The following is a 22,018-nucleotide window of genomic DNA, read 5'->3' on the forward strand; positions in this document are numbered from 1 at the left end:
CCTATGTCCAAGGTCTTCGAGACAGGGGAAAACCCTACAAATGCGCCATCGTCGCAGCCATGCGCAAGCTCCTCATCCACCTCCAATGCCTCATCAAAAAATCACAACTCGCCCCTTGCTAAAAACCACAGTTGCTCCGCGCCTCTGCGGGAAAATTGCAGCTGTCCCCTCCATTCCTTCAGTTCCTATCTTCCTGATGCGAATCATTAAGCAGGCAAGCAATTCCACATTAAGATCCTCAGCCCATGTCCACGCACCTCTCCGATTACCAATACGATCTGCCTCCGGAATTGATCGCCGATCGTCCGACTGAGAGGCGGGAACAGTCCCGGATGCTGGTGCTGGATCGGACAGCCGGAACAATCACCCATCACCAGTTTGCAGACTTTCCTGACCTCCTCTCCCCTGCGGATCTGGTGGTACTCAACGACAGCCGCGTGATCCCGGCGCGGCTCCATGATGCCACCGGAAAGATCGAGATCCTGCTTCTGGAGAAGCGAGATGAGCTGCACTGGACAGCGATGGTTCGTCCCGGAAAGAAGATGAAGCCTGGGACAATCGTCGATGTAGCGGGAACACAGGTGACTGTGATGGAGATCTACGAAGATGGGACACGACTACTAGAGTTCTCGTTACCTCCCGATCTCGATCGCCATGGTGAAATGCCGATCCCTCCCTACTTCCATCGTCCTGCCGACGAGCTGGACAAGGAGCGCTATCAGACAGTCTATGCCCGGGATCCCGGATCGGTGGCGGCTCCGACGGCAGGACTCCATTTCACGCAGGAAATCCTGACCTCCATCCCCCATTCTTTCCTGACACTGCATGTGGGGGCGGGTACCTTCCAACCGGTCAAATCAGACGATCTCTCGGAGCACCGGATGCATTGTGAGAACTACACACTACCTGCTGAAACGGCATCACGGATCAATGCAACCAAACAACAAGGAGGCAGGATCGTCGCCATCGGCACCACGACCACCCGTGTCCTGGAATCGCAACCATCCGGAGAACTCACTCCAACCAGCGGATCGACGGAGATCTTCATCCATCCTCCCTATCAATTCCAAAGAGTCGATGCCCTCCTGACGAACTTCCATCTGCCGGCCTCGACCCTGCTCATGCTGGTAAGTGCCTTAGCCGGCAGGGAATTCATCCTGGAGGCCTATGCCGAGGCAATCCACGCGAAATACCGGTTCTTCAGCTACGGTGACTGCATGTTGATTGTGTGATGAAAATGAAAGTCTTTTAGCGGTTTAGGCTGTAGCCTGTTAGGTCACTGCAAAAAGCATTCACTAAGAACTCTGTCGGCACTATTTCAAGTTTCAGCTTTCAGGTTTCAAATTTTTCAACCCGATGCCTCTCCTGACCATTTCCGAACTGAAGAAAGCAGCCCGTGAGCATTCCCCACAGGAGGCTGTGATCCATGCACAAATCGAGAGGATCACCCGCAAGGATGCATCCAACGGAAAGCCCTTCCAGGAGGCGATCTTCCGGGATGCCACCGAGAGTATGACCCTGAGGGCATGGGCTGATAGCGCGGCCTTTGAGTCATGCTCGGAAGCAAAGCCGGGTGAGTTCGTGATGATCGAGGGTCAGTTCAGCCATAGCACGGCCTTCGGACTTGATGCCAAGAGCTGGGAAATGAGTCTGCTTCCTGATGAGGCGGTGGATCTCTTGCTGGAAGGCTCGGCGGAAAGGATTGCCCTACTCGACCGCGCCTACGGAGTTATCACGGAGGCAGTGGCAAGCCTGTGTGAACCCAGGCTGAAGTCCCTCTGCAACCGCTTCCTTGCCCTGTACGGTGCGCGCTTCCGCAGGGCGGCGGCAGCTCGTGGCAATCACCACGCCAGACGAGGGGGGCTTTTGGAGCACACCTCGAGGATGATGGAATCGGCCTTGGCCCTCTGCACGGTCTATCCCGAACTCCATCGTGATCTCCTGATCGCAGGTGTTCTCTTCCACGACACGGGCAAGCTTTGGGAGACTTGCCCACCGGAACGAGGCTTCGGCATCGAGTCGGAACCGCGCGGCGAGCTACTGGGGCACCTTTCGATAGGAATCGAGCTCGTTAATACGCTCTGGCGCGATCTTCCGAAAGAGGGCTGGGAAGCGCTTGCGCCATCATCTGAAGATGTCCGCCTCCATCTTCTCCATCTAGTGGCTTCCCATCACGGACAGCTCGAATTCGGCTCTCCTGTACTGCCAAAGACCCCGGAGGCAGCCTTGCTGCACTTCGTGGACAATATCGACGCGCGGATGGAGATGTTCCTTGCGGCTTACGCCACGGCCGGCGCTAGCCATAAAGGCCAACATGAGTGGGTACGCCCCCTGGGTGTTGCCCCCGTGACACCACTGGCTCCCTTTCTTGAGGAACCCTCGGATCTACTCCTTTAACCTTGCCAAGAAGCACCCAAAAAAGTCATTTTTACTCTCCGTGAAAAGTACCCCCCTTGTTCTGATGGTCATCCTGCTTTCAGGATCTGCCTCTCTGGTTTTTGCAGATATTCAGGCTCCTCCCGCATCCGATCAGGGACCGACTCGTAAGCTGGGACGTGGTCTGGGCAATATACTCTACGGTTCCACGGAGATCATCGACTCGATGTCGGATGTGAATTCTGCCGATGGCAACTCTGCCGCCTTCAGCTACGGATTGGTTCGGGGTCTGGGCAGGACCTTCGCACGACTCGGCTATGGCGTCTTCGAGACAGTGACCTTCCCCTTCCCCACACAGCACGGCACCTACCAGCCCCCTTATAACAACAATATCCAGTGGCTCAATTCAGGCTACTCGGAGTTCCCGCCTGAAGTCGGCTTCGAGACCAAGTACGACTACTGCAGGCAGTACTCGATACAGAGTTGGTGAATGCTGCCGCTTGACGGCAGCATGAAACTTGAAGGTTGAAACGTGAAACCTGAGTCAGAACCACTGAAGCAAATCTCAGGCAGTAAGTTAATCTCCCCATCTTATTTTCTTACTCAGGTTTCAAGTTTCAACTTTCATCCTTCCAACTCCCCCTCTGACTCAGCTTTCAGGTCTCAAGTTTCATCCTTCTCTGCCGCGTTCCAGACTCGGTAGCCCGCGACGAATTCCTTCCTGAATTCCGCAAAGGATCCGTCTAGAATCGTAGCCCGGATCTTTCTCATGAGGGAGAGATAGAAGTGGAGGTTATGCAGGGAGATGAGTCGGAGACCCAGGATCTCCTCTGCCTTCACCAGATGACGCAGATAGGCTCGCGAGAAGGTAGTGCAGGCCGGACAGGTGCATCCCTCCTCGATCGGGAGGGGATCACGCGTGTAGGGGGCGTTCTTGAGATTCATGGTCCCCTTGGCCGTGAAGGCTGTGCCGTTGCGGGCGATTCGTGTCGGAAGGACGCAGTCGAACATGTCTATACCCCGTGCCACCATCTCGACCAACTGAGGAGGTGTGCCGAGACCCATGGCATAGCGTGGAGCACTCTCTGGCAGAAACGGGACGCTTGCTTCGACGGCCTTCATCATCTCTGGCTCGGGCTCCCCGACGCTGACACCACCCACGGCATACCCATCAAAACCGATTTCCACAAGGGATTGAGCGGAACGCTCGCGCAGGTCGAGATGGGAACTTCCCTGAACAATCCCGAAGAGCAGCGGACGTCCCTCTTCAGGCTGGGTCCGCCACCATTCGCGGGAGCGACGCTCCCAGCGGGTCGTGAGGTCAAGGCTCTTGGCCGCATCCTCGTAGCTACAGGGGAAAGGAGGGCACTCGTCGAAGGCCATCACCACATCGCTGCCAAGATCACGCTGGATCTGCATCGAGGTCTCGGGACCGATGAAGGTCGGAGTGCCGTCGAGATGGTTCTGAAAATGTACTCCCTCCTCCGTGATTCGGCGAAGCTTCGAGAGGGAGAAAACCTGAAATCCGCCACTGTCTGTCAGGATGGCTCGATCCCAACCCATGAAGCGATGCAATCCCCCAAGCTCCTCGATGACTTTCTCACTCGGCCTCACATGGAGGTGGTAGGTATTGCCGAGGATGATCTTCGCGCCGAGAGATCGGAGTTCATCGGGAGAGACGGCCTTGACCGTGGCCTGAGTGCCTACAGGCATGAAGACAGGTGTCTCCACGTCGGCGCGCCGGGTGTGCAGGATCCCGGCCCGAGCCTTACTGGAGGGATCGGTCTTAAGAAGGGTAAAGGGAGATTTAGAACTCACAGGGATGAAGGGGATAAATGGGATGGCCGAAGGAATGAAATCTGAAACTGAGGGATTGAGGAATGGCGCTCAATCAAAGAGGAGAAAAACATCATGATGGAACTTCCTATCTGGGGAAATCCCTATCCCTTTCATCCCCTTCATCCCTGTGAGTGCACCATCAGCTCCTGAAACCGCTTTCCAGATCCCAGACTACCTTCCCTCCGACGATGGTTGTGAGGGCTCTGCCACGCAGGGAGTGACCATGGAATGGAGTGTTGCGCGAGAGCGATGAGGACTCATTCTTGTCGACGGTCCATGCATGATCCGGATCGAGGATCGTTATATCAGCAGGAGCTCCCGTGGAGAGAGTCCCCCGATCGAGGCGTAGGAACTTGGCCGGATTGACAGTCAGCATCCCGAGGATCTGCGGGAGGGTGAGCGCCTTGCGCTGATGGAGCAAGATCTCCAGGAAGAGGGCCAATTCGGTTTCCAATCCGAGGATCCCGAAGGGAGCACGGTCGAATTCCACTTCCTTCTCATAGGTTGCATGAGGAGCATGATCGCTGGCCAGGATGGTGATCGTGCCGTCGGAGATCCCCGCAATGATCTCATCAATGTCGGCCTGTGTACGCAGGGGGGGATTCATTTTGAAGTTCGTGTCGAAGTTCTTCAGTTCACCATCGGTGAGAGCGATGTGATGGGGGCAAGCCTCGGCGGTGATCGGAACGCCGCGCTGACGCGCTTCCCTAAGCAGGCGGACGCTGCGAGCCGAGCTGATATGTTGGCAATGAATCGGATGGCCGGTCTCCTCAGCTAACAGAATATTCCTGGCGACAATGAGGTCCTCGGCCAGGGAGGGCCATCCCGGCAAACCTAGCCGGGTACTCCACTCCCCTTCGTTCATGACACCGTCGGCACTCAGGGTGGTCTCCTGGCAATGATCCATCACGGGCAGGCCGTAATGTCGGGCATACTCAACGGCGCGGCGCATCACTCCGTGGTTCTGGACGCAACGGCCGTCATCGGTCAGTGCCACAACCCCGGCGGCCGCCAAGGCCCCGATCGGAGCCATCTCTTCTCCGGCAAGCCCCTTGGTGATGGCTCCCGTGCAGAAGACATTCACGCAGGCTGTGGAAGCGGCGCGCTCTTGGATCCAGGCAATCGTTGCAGGACTGTCGGCGACAGGAGAAGTGTTCGGCATACAGACCACCGTGGTGAATCCGCCGGCGGCAGCGCAACGGGCTCCGGTTGCGATCGTCTCCTTGTGCGATTGTCCCGGCTCACGGAAATGGACATGGATGTCGATGAGTCCCGGTGAGACCACCTTGCCGGTGGCATCGATGACCTCAGCACCTCTTTCACCTTTTTCATTCTTGGGAAGAGAATCGACGATGATTCCATCCCTGACGAAGAGATCCCCGATTCGGTCGATTCCGTTTGCCGGATCGATGATGCGGCCTCCCTTTATATGCAGTGAAGCGTTCATGAAAGTGAATCCGTGGCGGACGGGGTGACAGGGGCGAAGGGTGCTCCGCCGGAGCAAAGATAGAGAACGGCCATGCGGACGGCGAGACCGTTGGTCACCTGGTCGAGAATAACGCTTCCCCGGCCATCCGCCACATCGCTGTCGATCTCGATACCTCGGTTCATCGGACCGGGATGCATGATCAGGCACTCCGGCTTGATCCTCTCCGCTCGTTTCTTGGTCAAACCAAAACGCGCCGTGTACTCCCCGAGACCCGGGAAATATTCCTTGCGCTGGCGCTCGTACTGGATACGCAGAAGATTGATGACATCCACCTCTTCCAGGACCTCGTCGATGCTGTGCACCAGCTTGACCCCGAGGCAGGCAAAGGTCGCGGGAACAAGCGTGGAAGGACCTACCAGAGTCACCTCTGCTCCGAGTTTCGTGAGGAGTTGAATATTGGAGCGGGCCACGCGACTGAAGAGAATGTCCCCGACTATTGCCACGTGAACTCCTTTGATGTAGCCCAGCTTCTCGCGGATCGTGAAGGCATCCAGAAGGCCCTGGGTAGGATGCTCGTGGGCGCCGTCACCGGCATTGATGACTGAGGCATTCAACCGATCGGCTAGGAAGCGGGCACTTCCGGCTGACTGGTGCCGGATCACGATAAGATCGGCCCTGAGCGCCTCCAGATTGCGGGCTGTATCGAGAAGAGTCTCCCCCTTCTCCAGACTCGAGGCGGAAGCGGAGATATTGATGACATCGGCACTCAGGCGCATCGCGGCAAGCTCGAATGAAATACGGGTTCTCGTACTCGGCTCGATAAAGAAATTTACCAGGGTCTTACCGCGAAGTGCGGGGACTTTCTTGAGATTGCGCTCCCCCACTCCCTTGAAGGCCTTTGCCGTGTCGAGGATGGTTATTAACTCGTCGGGCGTGTGATCCGCGAGTGCGCAGAGATCCTTATGCTTCCATTGATGGGTGGTCATGATTGAGGCGAGGAAGGAGCTTGGTGGCCAACTTGGTGAACGAGTGTCACAGAATCAGGAACGTTGTCGGTCTCTTCGAAGCGAACCCTGATACGATCGGAAAAAGCCGTCGGCACGTTCTTGCCTACAAAATCCGCCCTAATGGGAAGCTCGCGATGGCCTCGGTCGACCAGAACCGCCAACTGAATCCGCGAGGGGCGGCCAAAGGAGGCGATCGCATCCATCGCGGCCCGGCAACTACGACCCGTGAAAAGAACATCATCGATCAGCACCAGTGGCCGTCCATCCAGATCCAGGGGAAGCTCCGTCGGCTCCAGTGCACTCAAACTGATCCTCGTGGCAAGATCGTCGCGGTGCATGGAGACATCCACGATACCGAGCGCCGGGGAGACCCCCTCGATCTCGGCAATGTGAGCGGCGATGCGACTGGCGACAATCTTTCCCCGAGTGGGGATTCCGGCGATGACCAATCGGGAGAGATCCTCGTTCTGCTCGATGATCTCGTGGGCGATGCGACGGATCGCCTTGCGGATGGAGTCCGCATCCATAACCACAGACTCTCCCATCTCTAAGGATTTGGGATGCTGGGCGGTAGTCTTGGTTGATTCGGTTGGTGTCATGATCCTTGGCGGTCTCGCGGGGCCTCCTTAAAGGAAAAAAGAAATAAGGAAAAAGAAGCAGTGGTTAGGTCGTTTTTTTGGCTGCCGCACGGGCCTGACGCCAAGGTGTGCGATGCTTCATCATCCAGTCGAGAAGAGCCCGTTCAAATCCTATGTCACGACCCTGCTTCTCGCTCTCATACCACTTGTGGCGGAGAATTTGCTCCCTTTCCGCTTGGAATTCCCTGTAGAGGGTCGAATTCCTGAGCAGATCGCCTGCATCGACTGATGCTGGTGGACGTGTCATTGAGTAATTGATAAGCGGAGAGATCCCCGGAGTCAATCCTTGAAGGAGTCTGGCAACAAACGAAGAAAAGTTAAAAAGTGGAAGGTTAGAAGGGGGGTACAGGTCAGCTTTCAGGTTTGACGGCACTTGCCTCCCTGCAAGCGGCGCCGCCCCTCACGGGGCTACCTTCGGTAGTCTACCGCGCCCGATCCCTCGGGCTTGGTTCAGCTTTAAGGTCTCAGCTTTCAGGTCTCAGCTTTAAGGTCTCCAGATTCAGCCACCCTCACTCCATTCTTGTCTTCAGACAACCCTGATAGGCTAGCAGGATGCCCACCCCTATGTGAATTCCGAGCACCAAGATACAGAGGGGGGCCAGGGAAAGACTGGTCTGAATCACCATGACGACGATGTCATAGTAACGCTCTCCCCTTAGGGACTGCAGGATCCCCGACCAACTCCAGTAAGCAGCGATGAAGGGCTGGGCAATCAATCCCAACCAAGAGGGCAGGGCCAGTACGGCACCCGAGAGAGGTAACTGAAAACCGACCAGATAGATCGAGGCCATGGAGGCCTGTTCCGCGGTCTTCATGTAGGAGGAAATGGCCAGACAAATGGATGTCATCGCCGCGTTGACCAGAAAGAGAAAGAGCAGTTGCGAAGATAGATCCCCCGGGAAAGCACATGTATAATGGACGAAAAGTCCCATCCAGAGGGACTGGATTGCGGAGAGAAGACCGAGAAACAAGATCTTGCTGCCGATGTAAGCGGCAGGACTCAGTCCGGAGAGCTTTTCCTTCTCGAAGAGCTGGCGCTCCGAGGCGATTTCTCGACCCGAATTATTGGCACCCATGAGGGTGAGAAGGATCACCTCGAACATCACAATTCCCGAGACCAGGCTCCCGACCTTACTGGCCTGCGCTAGAAAATCCCTAGCTTCGGTCAGCTGCTGGATGACATTCAGATCCAGACCCATCCCCAGATTCCGAATCTGAGGAAGTCCATTCCATCCAAAGCAAGCGACCAGACAGGGGAATCCGAACACCATGCCGGCCTGAAGCCAGAGCTGGGCCTTGCTTCGCAGGAAGATGAGTAGACGGCGTTCCACCAGGGTCACGAGCTGGGAGAGAGCGCCAGGATGGGAGTCATCAGCACTATCGGCAGCGGTTATTTCCTTGCCCTTGCTATTTCCTTTTCCCTTTGCTTTTTCTCTTCCATCCTCAGTGGTTCGGAGCTTGGCTCCACACTCTTTGCAATACATGGCACCAATCGGGTAGTCCAAGCGACACTCGGGACAGACGCTGGAGACAACTTCACGGATCACCGGGGTACGATCTTTTTCACTCTCTTCCTCCTGAGGACCATGAAGGAAGGAGGCCGAATGCTTCAGCCAAGAAGCCTGCCAACCTTCAGGATCTCGGCTCTCCAACTGGGCGTAGATAAGGCTGGGGTCTTCGACCCGAAAGTAATGGGCGAGATGATCAGGGCGACCAGCATAAGCTAGGACTCCCTTGTAGAGGACAACGACAGCGTCGTAGGAATGAAGATGCTTGAGACTGTGGGTGACGGAGATGACCAATCGGTTCCCATCACGGGCGACGTTCCTCAGGAGATTCACAATCTCGTCTTCGGACCGGGGGTCCAAACCGCTTGTGACTTCGTCGCAAAGCAGAATCGGCGGACTGCTCACCAGTTCCATCGCCAGAGCCAAACGGCGCTTTTGGCCTCCCGAAAGAACCTTCACGGGGCGATCCTGAAATTCTCCCATGCCGACCTCCCCAAGCAGACGGGCTACCATTTTATCTCGCTCTTCTCGGCTCAGTCCGCTGACACGCAGTCTAGCGGAATATTCGACACACTCCCCCACCGTCAGGTCCTCGTAGGCAATGCTGAATTGAGGGACATAGCCGAATTCCGATGGGTTGAAATCCTCATCAGCCAGATTCCGGCCATCCCAATGGATGGTTCCCTCTTCCTCACCGGTGGCGATCCCGGCGATCATTTTCAGAAGAGTGCTTTTGCCGCAACCGGAGGGGCCGATCACGGCGATGAACTCCCCGCGTTTAAACGTGGCGGAGATTTGCGAAAGAAGTCGCGGAGAGTCCTCTTCCGTGCCGAGAGTCAGGGTCAGTTGATCCAGGGAGAGCATCTGTCGCCAAACTAATCGCCCAAGGGATGTTTCCGCAAGGTATCCTGCAATTGTCATCTTGATGTTTTCACTCCATGACTGAGCTCCAAGCCTTGCGCCATGGCGTCTCTCCCTTAAAGTACATGCATGAATTACGCAGTGCTTGGAGCAGGAAAAATGGGGAGTGCCCTTGTCCGCGGGATGCTGGCATCCGGGCTGACCACAGGTGACAGGGTCATTGTTTCCTCAAGCACACGCGAATCCGCCGAGCAGACAGCCTCTTCACTGGGCGTGAAGTCAGCCGGTTCCAACGCTGAGGCCATCCGCGATGCCGAGATCGTCTTTCTTTGCGTGAAACCCACGCAGGCCACCGCAGTCCTCTCATCCCTCGCCTCGGAGCTTGAGGGAAAGCTTCTGATCTCGATTATTGCCGGGATCCGCTCCGAGGACCTCTTCCAGGCAGCCAATGGGAAAGTAAGAGTCATCCGCTCTATGCCCAACACGGCCGTCAGACTCCGCAAGGGTGTCACCGCGCTCGCTCCCCATCCTTCCAGCACCGAGGAGGACTTAAGGATGGCAACGGCGATCTTTTCCTCCGTGGGATCGGCTCTTGTGGTCCGGGAGAGTGAACTCGATACCGTCACTGCCGTGAGTGGAAGCGGTCCCGCTTTTGCACTACTGATGCTCGAAGCCATGGCTCAGGGAGGAATCGACGGTGGACTGGAACCAGAGCTGGCAAAGACCCTAGCAGCCGGTGCTCTTGCCGCGGCTGCAGCCCTTGTCAACGAAACCGGTCAGACTCCCCTAGCCCTGCGTGCAGAAATCACCAGTCCAGCCGGCACAACGGCCGCCGGACTTGAAGTGCTGGAAAATGAGGGCTTTCCCGGTATCGTCCGCGCCTCAATACGGGCTGCCAGAAAACGTTCTATCGAACTCTCCTCTCCACCCATTAATTCATGAGAGGAGAGCTTATTCGTTGGTTTCTACTCCTGAGTATCCTTGGAAGTGGCGTTCTCACAAATGATACCAAGGCTGCCCCTGTCTCTACCCATGCTCATGAGGATCTCTCCACCAATAAGCCGCTTCAACTTCAGGAGGCCGTAATACCGCAACCTCCGCAGGCTTTACAGGCTTCACCAGAAGCTCTTCATCTGATGAGAGAAGCGGAGCAATCATTTGCCAAGGGTGAATTGGAGAAGGCTGATGCTACTTATGCCCGCGCTCTTGCCATGGCACCGAACATGCCTTCCCTTCTCGTCAGTGCCGCAGCCATTAAAACGAGGCTCGGCAAGCTCGAAGAGTCGCGGACCATGCTGAGAAAAGCCCTTTCACTTGACCTCGATAATGCAGCCGCGTGGAAGTTACTCGGCATGAATGCCCTCGAGCAGAAAAGAGACGACGAGGCCTTTGCCTGCCTAGCCCAAGCCACTCTCCATGACTCAAACAATCCTCGAGCCCATAACTATCTGGGTATGGCAGCAGGACGGAAGGGCTGGGGTGAGGCCTCGGAGCAAGAACTGCGTCGGGCTGTGGAACTCGACCCAAACTACGCGGATGCGAATTTCAATCTGGCAGTACTCTATCTGGGACGCAATCCACCGCTGATTGAGTTGGCCAGGCGCCATTATCAGCGCGCCCTGGATCTCGGGGCTAAACGCGATCCGGCCCTCGAAAACCTCATCGCCAAATCAGTTGCAAGCCAGCCCTCTGATTCTCAAAGATCCTCAGTACGTCCGTGACACTCCCTTTTCAAAAAAACAACCATTCCAGACATATGAAGAATATCTACCTTCCGCTGATTCTCCTCTTTCTCTCGATTCCGATATTTGGCGCCCCAACCCCATCACCATCCCCAGCCCCTGATGTGAAGGGTGCATCCGTCGTTGTCGTGGATGCCAATTCCGGATATGTGCTTTACCAGAGGAACCCGGACGAGAAACGACCAGTCGGCAGTACCCAGAAGCTTCTGACCTCTCTCATCGTGGCCGAGCAGGGAAATCTCGATAAGGAGGTCGTCATCGATCCCATCGACGAGCTGGCTGAACCGACCACCCTGCAACTGAAACCAGGCACCTCCTATAGCAAGGGGACGCTACTCACCGCGCTTCTCGTAAAGAGCCCGAATGATGTGGCTCGTGCTCTGGGGCGAGATACGGGAGGAAGCCTTGAAGATTTTGCAGACCTGATGAACCGCAAGGCCATCAGTCTGGGAATGAACTCCTCTCACTTTGTGAATCCGAACGGGCTACCCGCGGAGGACCAATATTCCACGGCTGCGGATATGTCGAAAGTAGCACGGGCTGCCTATGCCAACCCGGTTCTCCGCCCCATCATGGCCACCAAGTATCTTCCCTTCCGCTATGCCGACGGCCATGTCCACATGTTGCGCAACACAAACCAGACCATGCGTGAAAACTGGTTCTGCACCGGCATGAAGACGGGATACACCGACAAGGCCAAGCATTGTCTGGTAAGTAGCGGAAGCTACAATGGCAAGGAAGTCATCACTGTGATCCTGGGCAGTAGCAAGGAACGGATCTTCACCGATTCGGCACACATGCTGAGGTGGGCGCTAGGATTACCCCAAGAGGGCAAGTCAACAAAAGCGTTGGCAGGGCGGAAACCCACGAGTCAGCAAAACTCAGGCGATCAGGTCAGGCCCAAGGTGAAGAAACATCACCGGCATCACTCACACTCGAATCAGACAACTTCATGAGCCGGAGCTACCAGCTCCAACCCTCCCCAAGTACTGGATCGGGCATCGACTTTGCCAAGGAGCTGAACGAGCAGCAACTGAACGCAGTCACTTCCCCGTCCGGCGCGCATCTCGTAATTGCCGGTGCGGGGACTGGAAAGACGCGAACCCTCACCTACAGAGTCGCATGGCTGCTTGAGCAAGGCTATCGGCCTGGAGAGATTCTCCTGCTGACCTTCACCAACAAGGCGGCCCGTGAGATGCTCGAACGAGTGAACATGCTCCCCCCTGGTGGCTCAGAAGGCCTCTGGAGCGGAACTTTCCACTCGATCGGCCACCGGATCCTGAGACGTCACCCCGAAGCGGTGGGATTCAATCAGGGATTCACCATCATGGATCGGGAGGATCAGGAGGAGCTGCTGGAATCCGTTGTGGCACGCCTGGGATTCCGCACCAATGACAAGCGCTTTCCCAAGGGACAGGTCCTCGCGGAACTGATCAGCCTGGGTTGCAACACGGGTGACACTCTCCGCACGCTACTGGCACGCCGTTATAAGTACTTCATCGATCTGGAGGATCAGATCGCCCAAGTCGCCACTGCCTATGAAGGTCGCAAGAAGGAAGTAAATGCACTCGATTTCGACGACCTACTTTCCAAGACCCATGAGCTTCTGCTGACCAATCCCGAGATTGCCGCCACTTACCAGCGTCGCTTCCGCGCAATTCTGGTCGACGAGTACCAGGACACGAACAGGCTGCAGGCTGGGCTCATCGACACATTGGCCGCCATGCACAAGCACATCATGGTCGTCGGTGACGATGCCCAGTCGATTTACTCGTGGAGGGGAGCCGACTTCGCGAACATCCTCGAGTTCCCGAAGCGCTATCCGGGTTCTGTTGTCCACAGGATCGAGACGAACTACCGGAGCGTTCCCCAGGTCCTTGAGCTGGCCAATGCCTCCATTCTGAATAACCCACGCCAGTTCCCCAAGGAACTGCGTGCTGTCCGCAAGGAGTCCATCACCAAACCTGCGCTGGTGCCCCTTGCCACCAATAACGAGCAGGCTTCCTTCATCGCCCAGCGCGTACTGGAACTTAACGACGAGGGGGTCGATTTCCGCGAAATCGCCGTTCTCTACCGAGCCCACTACCACTCCATGGAAATCCAACTGGAGTTCACCAGAAGGGGTATTCCCTTTGGCATCACGAGTGGACTCCGTTTCTTCGAGCAGGCACATATCAAGGATGTGGCGGCCTTTTTGAAGTTCGCCATCAATCCCAACGACGAAGTCGCCTTCAAACGGATGGCGCGATTACTTCCCGGCATCGGCAACAAGACGGCCGAAAATCTTTGGCAGCAGGCCATGAAACTCTTGGAGGGAGGGCGGAGTTTTTCTCTACTGGATAAAGGATGCAAACCGCCCACCAAGGCCCAGGGTGCATGGAATCAACTGGTGATGACCCTGACCGAACTGGCTCCCAAGGGAGAGCCTGCACCTCCATCCGACATGATCACCGCGGTCATGAAGTCGCTGTATAATGATTACATGCAGGCCAAGTTCGCCAACTACGAGGCCCGACGCGATGACCTGAACACGCTGGCCAACTACGCGAAGCAGTTCGAGCAGACGGATGAGTTCCTTGCGCAACTCACGCTATTGGGAGGAACCGAGACCAGCGAGGTCACCGGTCGTGATGACCAGGAGGACCGGGTTTGCCTCTCCAGCATTCACCAAGCCAAGGGACTCGAATGGCAGGTTGTCTTCCTAGCATGGCTTACCGAAGGAATGTTCCCAGGGACACGCTCGATGGAGGATGACAATGCCCTGGAAGAAGAGAGGCGGCTCTTCTATGTCGGAGTCACCCGCTGCAAGGACGAACTCTACTTAACCTATCCCGAACTGCGTCTCAATGCGGCTTATGGGGAGGCCTTCCAGCGCCCCTCCCGATTCCTGGAGGAGCTACCAACTCATCTGACCGAACGTTGGGAGGTAGCCCGCGCTGTCGCACGTTTCACCCCACAGGGAGAGCGCCAGGTGCAGCGCCACCAGAAGCGTGAATTTGACCCAGCCGACGAATCCCAAGTTCCCGAGTGGGAGGACTGATAGGGCTATTATTATACACGATGAGAGGCCCCTTCGACAGCTCTCTCTACCGAGAGTAACCATTGATGAAGATAGAAGAGCAGAGAGGCCAAAATGATTCCCAGCCACATGGCCTCGACAATCGAAAAGACCTGGTGAAAGTTCTGAATCGGTCCGGGTAACATTCCCGTGGGGATCATAAAGCACACCGCGAACTGTGCACATCCTGGCTTGACCCAAGGAATACTAGATCCCAGATATCCAACTACTCCCATCACACAGCAGACAACGATCATGTAGATTGCAACATTGTTCGTGGAGGCCGAGAGAACACTGAGTGTGAACATGGCAACCAGGGTGCCCAGCACGGCACCCACCAGTCGGACTCTCAGTGAGGACGTCGATGCCGAGAGCAACTGGATCCCCCAAGGAATCCCTCCCATGATAGCAAAGACTCTGTTTTCAGGAACAAAGGTATGACCTCCGACCAGACAGATGACTCCCACAATTCCCAGAAAGAAGGTATCACGACCGGTGAAGTGCACCGGCTCAGGAAGCTGGGGCCGGTATCCCTTTCTCAATGGGATGATGTAAAATACAACTGCTGCGGCAAAGATCCCGATCGTCACAGCTAGGGTTCGGTAAAATCCTCCCATAATAGGGGCCGAATCTGCAATTTTCCCAGAAATCAGTGATCCGCTTAAGCCGTAGACCAGCAATGTCATGGTGGCGGCATCACGGCTTCTGGAAGCCATCGCCATGGTGATGTAGATCAGCAGAAGGTAAGCTGGGGCATAGAGCCAAGGAGCATCAAGGAACAAGGCCTCCACCACACTACCCATGGTGCCGACGATCCAGACCAGCAAGAGCCTCTGCCTCATTGTGCTCTTACGGAAGGTAGGGAGATTTGCAAGCAGGGAGACTGCGAGCATCGCCCGGAAGCTATGAGGAAATTTCAGCGTCAGGATGACTAGCAGCGCGAGGGCCACCGCCAGGGCCAACCTACAGGCAGGGCGCCAGGCGTCACTCATTGAGGGGAATCCGCCCCGCACTGCCCATTGGGGAAACAAATTCGGTATCCTGTAGCTGCTGGAGGCGAGTGATGACCTTCACTCCCTCCTCAATATCGCTATCGGTGTGGACAATCACGGAGGCCGTCCCTCCCATCCGGAAGGAATGCCCCTCAGGCTCATCCAGCACGATGCGTACAGGGTAACGCTGGGCTAGCAGGATGAAATCAATGGTTGGTGAGACTCTGGACAAAATCCCCTCGCCTCCGGGCGCATTATTTGAAGGGGTGTTAAGAGCAACAACAGCCTTGGGTAACCCTTGGACGATTCCTCGGAGCTTATTTCCCGATTCTGCCATCAGATAGACATCAACACTCATGCCGGGGCGCATCCTCTTCAGGTCGGTCTCACGAAAATTGGCGAGGACATACCAGATCTTCTTATCAACAAGGGAGAAGATCTGCTCCCCCACGGCAGCGTAGGCACCCGGCGTGATCTGGAGATTAGTGACATACCCATCACAGGTAGCATAGACCTTGCAGTAAGAGAGTTTCAGCTCGGAATCCTTCAGGGCGGCTTGAGCCGCAATTCGTCGTACATTCACATCACCCTGATTACCAAGAAGATTACGAGCCCGCTCCAGTGCGGCTTTGTCTTGGGAGACCTTGTCGGTTGCAGTGACCGCCTCCGTCTGGGCGAGTTGGTTTTTGTCAATCGTGACATAAAGATTCCCGACAAGAGCCTGCACTCTCTTCGCATAATCGACCGCATAGGCAGCTTTGGCCTCGCTTTGCTTAAGTTGCGCCTCCGAGGCAGCAATCTGGTCTTGGTAAGCCTGAATCTCAAGTTCCGTAAGAGCTAACTGAGCCTTCGCTTTCTCCGCCTCGGCGGCATAAGGCCGAGAGTCGATTTCAAAGAGCAGGTCCCCCTTGTGAACCAGTTGATTATCCTTCACATGGATACCCGTGATCGTACCTCCTACCTGTGTGGCCACGCCAATTACATTGGCACGCACCTGTGCATCCTCGGTTCGGGGGTTTTTGGCGATGTTTTGGTCTACCAACCGGGCAAGAACTGCCACCGACACAAAGCTAGCCACGGAAATTAGAATCCCGAGCGCCCTGCGAAGCAGTTTGCCACCTGATAATGGATCACTCATGAGGCAGCAAAGAAAAGAAGCCACAGGATGCAGGAAAGGGATGCAATCAGCGCCCCGTACACGAGAGGCAACGGGAAAAGGTACGGCAGCAAGCCCGCTTTCAGGAACACCAGATGCAATAACCAAAAAAGGAATAAACCCCCAAGGGTGCAGGCCAGCCAAGCCGGAAAGTAGGCTCCTGCGATATTAATCTGCGGATCGCAACCCGTCATCGTCAACAGGACGAGCAGGAGTGAGGAAACGATCCGAAGATTCATCCTGCCACCTTAAGATTGCGACCGATCGAGGAGCAACGCTAATTGAATCCCTTCACCCGCTCAAAGTCCGCCGTGCTTCCAGGTGGAGAGGGCAAGGCGAAGGCACATGTACCCACCCCAGCAGAGACCGACCAGGCCAATGATTGGAATATGCCAGATCTTAGGTGGGATGCCGGAATGAATCAGGATGGCTGAGCAGATCATCACCGAGGCGGCTACGATCGCATTAGCCAACCTATTGGCGATTGAGTCGAGGGTGACACGGAGTGGTTCGATCCCCTTGGCATCGATCTTGTGCTGAAGAGGAATGGTGATCTCCCCCCGCTTCATCCTGTTCCAAAGCACCCGGAAATCACTTGGAAAAACCTCCAGAAAGTCCACCGAGGCGGTGCCAAGCTTTTTCAGAAGCTCCAGCAGGTGCCCGGGCATGTATTTCCCGGCGATCAGTTTCTCGGCATAGGGACGGCCGAGCTCGACGAAATTCAGTTCCTGATTCAGGGCACGGCCCACCGCCTCGACTTGGGAGAGCGCCTTGATTCCGAGGTAGAAGCTCCCCTTCATCCGAAGACGATGAACTCGGAGAAGTTCAAGCAGGTTGTTCAGGACAAGGGAGAGATTGATCTCGGAGAGCGGCTTGTTGAGATGCTTATCACTGAACTCCTCGACATCCCGTAGCATCCGGTCGAAATCCTCGACATTCCCATCCTCGGAAAGGTCGATCAGCGCGAGCATCACCTGCCGATTGTCCTTCTCCCCGAGACCCGCGATGAGGTGGGCCAGATTAGATCGGAAACTCGGAGAAAACGCCCCCATCATACCATAGTCATACAGACCCAGCACCCCGCCACCGGGAGTCTCCTTCGACTCAATGATCGTCATGTTCCCAGGATGGGGATCCCCGTGGAAAAAACCATGTGTGAAGACCTGCTCGTAGATCAGGCCGGAGATGCTCTCCGAGAGGGCGACAGGATCGATACCATGGGATCTAAGCTTCTCGCTCTTTGTCACGGAATGGCCCGAGATGAACTCCATCGTCAGTATCCTCTCCCCGCTCAACTCTCGGAAGAGCTTGGGCACCTTGATGGTAGGATTGCCACGGAACTGTTCGGCAAAACGTTCCGCATTCCCCGCCTCGTGCGTGAAGTCGAGTTCCATCTTCAGGGTCTCCGCGAACTCCTGCACCACCGCAAAGGGATTCAACGAGGCAAGATCGGCAACATGCTGTTCCAGAAACTTCGCCAGATCTACCAGAATGGAAAGATCCTGCTCAATCACGGGACGGATGTCGGGGCGTTGGACTTTGACGGCAACAGTCACCCCGTCAAGGGTGACTGCGCGGTGCACCTGGGCAATCGAGGCACCTGCGATCGGCTTCTCATCAAATTCGAGAAACGCCACTTCCACAGGCTTCCCAAGCTCACGGGCAAAGATCTCCTTGGCCAGGCTTCCCGGGAAAGTGGGGACATTATCCTGAAGCTTGCAGAGTTCGTCATAGTAGGTGTCATCGACCAGATCGCGGCGGGAACTCAGTATCTGACCGAACTTGATGAAGGTGGGCCCCAACTCCTCCAAGGCTAGGCGCAGACGCTCCTGAGGAGGCTTGGCGAGAAGACCGGTCGCATGGGTCTCAAGAACCGCTTTGTCCACCCCGATCAACTGCTGCCAAGCAACGAGCTTCAGGACATCGGCAAATCCATACTTGAACAGGATGGTGACAATCTCGTTGTAACGCGGTAATTGAGCGGCAAAGCCGACGGCGGAGCGGATTTCAGGGATCACAGGAAGTGATCAAATCGTTCCACTTCAGCCATAGCAACACCATTCCCCACCCCATCAAGGAAGGGATTGAGTTTGCAGGAAGATCACTCCATCGTCACTTCCTACCGCCGTTATGAGAGTCGAGTCATCCCTGTGAGCTTTTCCATCCACAAAGCAACCCGAGTCAATCTGACGGCACTGCTTACAGTCGTGCTCGCTCTTGGATCCCAGGCAAGTCGTGGAAATGACCGAAACATCATGGACCCACTCTTGGGTCATCAGAAGGCATTCCCTCTCGCAGAGCACACAGGTTCCTTTGATCCGAATCGTTCCTACGAACTCGCCCCATTGATAGAGCTCTCCTTGGCCAATAACCCCTACACACGCTCCGCTTGGTTCAATGCCGTTGCCTCCTCTGCCAGCGTTGGAGAGGCAAAAGCCCCCTACTATCCAAAGCTGAGATTTCAGGCATCAGCAGGCTACGATCAGAGTTATAACCCTATTCAGACGGGCCCTGAGACCTATCAGCGAGTCAGCATCAAACCAGGCTTGCAGCTCGAGTATCTCCTGCTGGATTTTGGTCGCAGGGCGGCGGATGTCCGTCGCACAGTCGCTCTTCTTGACGGGGCAAATCTCACCTTTAGTCGTCGCGTCCAAACCACCGTCTTCGCCGTGCAGCAATCCTACTTTGCCCATACGGCAGCACTTTCTCAACGGAATGCCACCAGGACGAATCTAGAGTTCACCAGGACCCTACTGGCAATGGTCGAGGCACAGGTGGCCAACGGACTCGGAACGAAGCCTGAACTGGATGCCGCGAGGAAGACTTTCTCCCAAGCTGAATTTGATCTCGCAACCGCTGATAGGAATGTCGAGGTCACCCTTGGAAATCTCCGGGTTGCCACAGGTCTAGAGGCCAATGCCCCACTGAGAGTCACCTTGGACTCCAAGGAGAACGGGCCCCTTGAAGGCCTCTCAGTAAAGGTAGACCAACTCATCGATACCGCGGTGGCCAAGCGCCCCGACCTGGCGGCACGCATTGCAGATATTCAGGCCAGCAGAGCGGCCACAGAACGTGCCAAGGCAGACTTTCTACCCAAGGTGTCACTGCAGGGTTCTTGGAACAGTGAATCTTATGGATATAAAGCGCAGCAAAGTGGTGTGAACGGAACTTTCAACAACACTTACAATAACGTCGGGGGCTTTGCCGTCATGAGCTGGGATCTCTTCGACGGATTCGAGCGAGTCGAGCGCGTCAAGAAGCGTCAAGCCGAGGAGTCCGAGGCACGCTCTAATGCCGAGGCCACGCGACTCGAGACGACCCGTGATGTCTGGACCAGCTACAACGATTCTCTCAAGGCTCGCAAGCGTGTCACCTACGCACTCTCCCTTGTGACTTCGGCCAACGAGAACTTCAACGCCGCACAGGCGGCCTTCCAGAATGGTCTCGCCACCATCACCGATCTGATCTCGAGTCAGAGCGCTCTGGCAGCAGCCCGATTCGAGCAGGCAGGCGCTCAAGCTGATTATCTGACCAGTTTGGCCGCTCTCTCCTTGTCGATGGGACAATTCTCCCCCCCTGCGGGAACCAAACTCAAACCCGCCACCTTGTAGCTCTGAAGGAATGCTATTTTACCTTTGAGTTGCCCTCAAAGTACTACCCAAGCCTTTCTATGCCTTAGACGGAGCCGAGAATGAGGCATGAATTAATCCCTCCGAAGCCGAAGGAATTAGAGAGGATTTTTCTGGGGCGGGTTTGGCGGCCATGATTTGGAATGACATCAAGTGCGCAGTCGGGATCAGGGGTCTCGTAGTGCAGCGTTGGTGGAAGGTACCCCTCTGTCATCGCCAAGCAGCAGATCACGGCTTCAATGGCCCCAGTCGCGCCAAGCGGATGGGCCGTGTAGGCCTTAGTTCCGCTGACCGGAATCAATGCGGCATGGCTACCAAAGACGGTATGGATGCAACGGGCTTCATTGCTGTCATTGACTTGGGTCGAACTGCCATGGGCATTGATGTATCCGATCTCTTCCGGATTCGTCGCGGCATCGGCAAGGGCGTCCTTAATGGCCCTGATCGTCGGCGCACCATTCGGATGCGGTGACGTCATGTGATAGGCATCATTATTATGAGAGAAACCCAGGATCTCAGCGTAGATACGGGCTCCACGGGCCTTGGCATGTTCATACTCCTCGACGACCAGCGATGCAGCCCCCTCCCCCATGACGAAGCCATCGCGGTTCAGATCAAAGGGTCTGCAGGAAACGGAGGGATCTGCTTCGCTCATCGTCCTGATGTTTGCGAAAGCCCCATAGGTCAAGGGACTCAGCGGAGCCTCGGAGGCACCCGCAATCATCACATCGGCAATCCCGTCGCGGATATAGCGCAGGGACTCGCCCAGGGCCACGGTCCCGCTCGCACAGCTGTTCGAGTTGGTGGTACCGACACCCTGGAAGCCGCAGGTGATGGCGATGTTGGAGTGAGCGGAACCGCCGAAGACTTGGAGCGCGAGAAGCGGGCTCACCGCCTTGAATCCCCCCTTCACAAAGGCATCATGTTCTTTCTCGGCATTACAAATGCCACCAAGAGCCGTTCCGAAGCTGACCCCCCTGCGCGGATCGGGAGACTCGGGCGAGTAGTCGAGTCCGCTATCCTCCAAAGCAAGGAGGGCACTCGAGACGGCAAACTGGGCATAGCGGTCCAAACGCCGAAGCATTTTTGCCGGAAAGTAGTTCAAGGGATCGAAAGTGTCGACCTGTCCGGCCGAGCGTGCATCCAACCCGCTAAGATCGAAGCGAGTCAGCGGGGCGATACCGCTTTTTTCAGCAAGGATACCTCGCCAGAAAGACTCTTTCCCGATTCCGATGCAGCTGATAGGGCCAATTCCAGTTATGACGGCTCGGCGGGTGGATCGGGCTGTGTTCATTTGGTTACCTCCAGAAGTTTTTTGAATGTAGCGAGTGTCCGGGGTGCTACCCAACCGATCATGAAATCGCCAATGATCGGATTTGCGATCGGAGACAGAAGCGGCCAGCGGAACTTCAGATCATGCTCGATTGTTACATGAACGCCATTCTCACGCTGATGATAGATCCAGCGAACTTCCATACCCTTGGTGAAGGCACTGAGATGACGGAACCAAAGCTCCGGTTTCTCGGGGTTCTTGGAATCTCTATGAAACTCCGAAGTCCACTTGACGGGAATCGACCCACGCATCGCGGCCATCTCGACAATGCCGTGATCAGGACCACCCTCGATCCATCTCACCCATCGGTAGTGGGGCAGATAGGCTGGCCATAGGGTCAGATCCGATGTCATGGAAAACACCCGATCCATCGGTGCCTTGATCAGGATGGATGACTCGGTATGCATCAACGCGTTTTACTCTTTTTGGTCTTCTTACCATTCTTAGGAT

Annotated in this window: 20 protein-coding genes; 8 read left to right on the forward strand and 12 right to left on the reverse strand. The window is 55.9% G+C overall.

The window, feature by feature from the left end; translation table 11 throughout:
- Positions 1-245 precede the first annotated feature (245 nt).
- From queA to K8R57_03650, 3 genes are all read left to right on the forward strand, one after another.
- The gene (queA, locus tag K8R57_03640) at positions 246-1,232 is read left to right on the forward strand and encodes a tRNA preQ1(34) S-adenosylmethionine ribosyltransferase-isomerase QueA (protein ID MCE9587389.1); all 987 of its coding nucleotides are present in this window, start codon (positions 246-248) and stop codon (positions 1,230-1,232) included.
- A gap of 124 nt (positions 1,233-1,356) precedes the next feature.
- Complete coding sequence (locus tag K8R57_03645; GenBank protein MCE9587390.1) at positions 1,357-2,397, forward strand: HD domain-containing protein; 1,041 nt, start codon at positions 1,357-1,359, stop codon at positions 2,395-2,397.
- A gap of 64 nt (positions 2,398-2,461) precedes the next feature.
- Positions 2,462-2,866, forward strand: a complete 405-nt coding sequence (locus K8R57_03650; protein ID MCE9587391.1) for an exosortase system-associated protein, TIGR04073 family — start codon at positions 2,462-2,464, stop codon at positions 2,864-2,866.
- Positions 2,867-3,039: 173 nt separating this feature from the next.
- On the opposite strand, the gene tgt is transcribed toward K8R57_03650, so the two are convergent.
- From tgt to K8R57_03680, 6 genes are all read right to left on the reverse strand, one after another.
- A complete protein-coding gene (tgt, locus tag K8R57_03655; protein MCE9587392.1) occupies positions 3,040-4,194 on the reverse strand; it encodes a tRNA guanosine(34) transglycosylase Tgt in 1,155 nt (384 codons plus the stop codon).
- 160 nt (positions 4,195-4,354) lie between these two features.
- On the reverse strand, positions 4,355-5,662 hold the full coding sequence (locus K8R57_03660) for a dihydroorotase (protein ID MCE9587393.1): 1,308 nt from the start codon (positions 5,660-5,662) through the stop codon (positions 4,355-4,357).
- Complete coding sequence (locus tag K8R57_03665; GenBank protein ID MCE9587394.1) at positions 5,659-6,630, reverse strand: aspartate carbamoyltransferase catalytic subunit; 972 nt, start codon at positions 6,628-6,630, stop codon at positions 5,659-5,661. The genes K8R57_03660 and K8R57_03665 overlap by 4 nt, the downstream gene beginning before the upstream one ends.
- Entirely contained in the window at positions 6,627-7,196 is a 570-nt protein-coding gene (gene pyrR / locus K8R57_03670; GenBank protein ID MCE9587395.1) for a bifunctional pyr operon transcriptional regulator/uracil phosphoribosyltransferase PyrR, read from the reverse strand. The genes K8R57_03665 and pyrR overlap by 4 nt, the downstream gene beginning before the upstream one ends.
- 118 nt (positions 7,197-7,314) lie before the next feature.
- Positions 7,315-7,536 carry a DUF4032 domain-containing protein gene (locus K8R57_03675; protein MCE9587396.1) on the reverse strand — a complete coding sequence of 74 codons (222 nt, stop codon included), beginning with the start codon at positions 7,534-7,536 and terminating at the stop codon, positions 7,315-7,317.
- 262 nt (positions 7,537-7,798) lie between these two features.
- Positions 7,799-9,661, reverse strand: a complete 1,863-nt coding sequence (locus tag K8R57_03680) for an ATP-binding cassette domain-containing protein (GenBank protein MCE9587397.1) — start codon at positions 9,659-9,661, stop codon at positions 7,799-7,801.
- A gap of 126 nt (positions 9,662-9,787) precedes the next feature.
- On the opposite strand from K8R57_03680, the gene proC reads away from it, so the two are divergent.
- From proC to K8R57_03700, 4 genes are read left to right on the forward strand one after another with little or no spacing between them, the layout of a single operon-like run.
- Positions 9,788-10,600 (forward strand): pyrroline-5-carboxylate reductase, encoded by an 813-nt coding sequence (gene proC, locus K8R57_03685; protein ID MCE9587398.1) that lies wholly within the window; start codon positions 9,788-9,790, stop codon positions 10,598-10,600.
- Positions 10,597-11,379: a tetratricopeptide repeat protein gene (locus K8R57_03690; protein ID MCE9587399.1), complete on the forward strand. Its 783-nt coding sequence runs from the start codon at positions 10,597-10,599 to the stop codon at positions 11,377-11,379. The genes proC and K8R57_03690 overlap by 4 nt, the downstream gene beginning before the upstream one ends.
- A 35-nt stretch (positions 11,380-11,414) precedes the next feature.
- Positions 11,415-12,356 (forward strand): D-alanyl-D-alanine carboxypeptidase, encoded by a 942-nt coding sequence (locus K8R57_03695; GenBank protein MCE9587400.1) that lies wholly within the window; start codon positions 11,415-11,417, stop codon positions 12,354-12,356.
- Positions 12,353-14,440, forward strand: a complete 2,088-nt coding sequence (locus K8R57_03700) for an ATP-dependent helicase (protein ID MCE9587401.1) — start codon at positions 12,353-12,355, stop codon at positions 14,438-14,440. Before K8R57_03695 ends, K8R57_03700 begins: the two co-directional genes overlap by 4 nt.
- An 11-nt stretch (positions 14,441-14,451) precedes the next feature.
- On the opposite strand, the gene K8R57_03705 is transcribed toward K8R57_03700, so the two are convergent.
- From K8R57_03705 to K8R57_03720, 4 genes are read right to left on the reverse strand one after another with little or no spacing between them, the layout of a single operon-like run.
- Entirely contained in the window at positions 14,452-15,450 is a 999-nt protein-coding gene (locus K8R57_03705) for a hypothetical protein (GenBank protein ID MCE9587402.1), read from the reverse strand.
- The gene (locus K8R57_03710) at positions 15,443-16,588 is read right to left on the reverse strand and encodes a biotin/lipoyl-binding protein (protein ID MCE9587403.1); all 1,146 of its coding nucleotides are present in this window, start codon (positions 16,586-16,588) and stop codon (positions 15,443-15,445) included. Before K8R57_03710 ends, K8R57_03705 begins: the two co-directional genes overlap by 8 nt.
- The gene (locus tag K8R57_03715) at positions 16,585-16,845 is read right to left on the reverse strand and encodes a hypothetical protein (GenBank protein ID MCE9587404.1); all 261 of its coding nucleotides are present in this window, start codon (positions 16,843-16,845) and stop codon (positions 16,585-16,587) included. Before K8R57_03715 ends, K8R57_03710 begins: the two co-directional genes overlap by 4 nt.
- A gap of 60 nt (positions 16,846-16,905) precedes the next feature.
- Positions 16,906-18,624, reverse strand: coding sequence for an AarF/ABC1/UbiB kinase family protein (locus tag K8R57_03720; protein ID MCE9587405.1), 1,719 nt, complete (start codon positions 18,622-18,624; stop codon positions 16,906-16,908).
- A gap of 72 nt (positions 18,625-18,696) precedes the next feature.
- On the opposite strand from K8R57_03720, the gene K8R57_03725 reads away from it, so the two are divergent.
- Positions 18,697-20,217 (forward strand): TolC family protein, encoded by a 1,521-nt coding sequence (locus K8R57_03725; GenBank protein MCE9587406.1) that lies wholly within the window; start codon positions 18,697-18,699, stop codon positions 20,215-20,217.
- Positions 20,218-20,281: 64 nt separating this feature from the next.
- Here K8R57_03725 and K8R57_03730 read toward each other — a convergent pair whose 3' ends face one another.
- Together K8R57_03730 and K8R57_03735 are read right to left on the reverse strand one after the other, a co-directional pair.
- Positions 20,282-21,529 carry a beta-ketoacyl-ACP synthase II gene (locus K8R57_03730; GenBank protein MCE9587407.1) on the reverse strand — a complete coding sequence of 416 codons (1,248 nt, stop codon included), beginning with the start codon at positions 21,527-21,529 and terminating at the stop codon, positions 20,282-20,284.
- Positions 21,526-21,975 carry an SRPBCC family protein gene (locus tag K8R57_03735; protein MCE9587408.1) on the reverse strand — a complete coding sequence of 150 codons (450 nt, stop codon included), beginning with the start codon at positions 21,973-21,975 and terminating at the stop codon, positions 21,526-21,528. The genes K8R57_03730 and K8R57_03735 overlap by 4 nt, the downstream gene beginning before the upstream one ends.
- Between the last annotated feature and the right edge of the window lie 43 nt (positions 21,976-22,018).

It is taken from the genome of Verrucomicrobiota bacterium (assembly GCA_021413925.1).
Taxonomy (GTDB): Bacteria; Verrucomicrobiota; Verrucomicrobiia; order Chthoniobacterales; family UBA6821; genus UBA6821.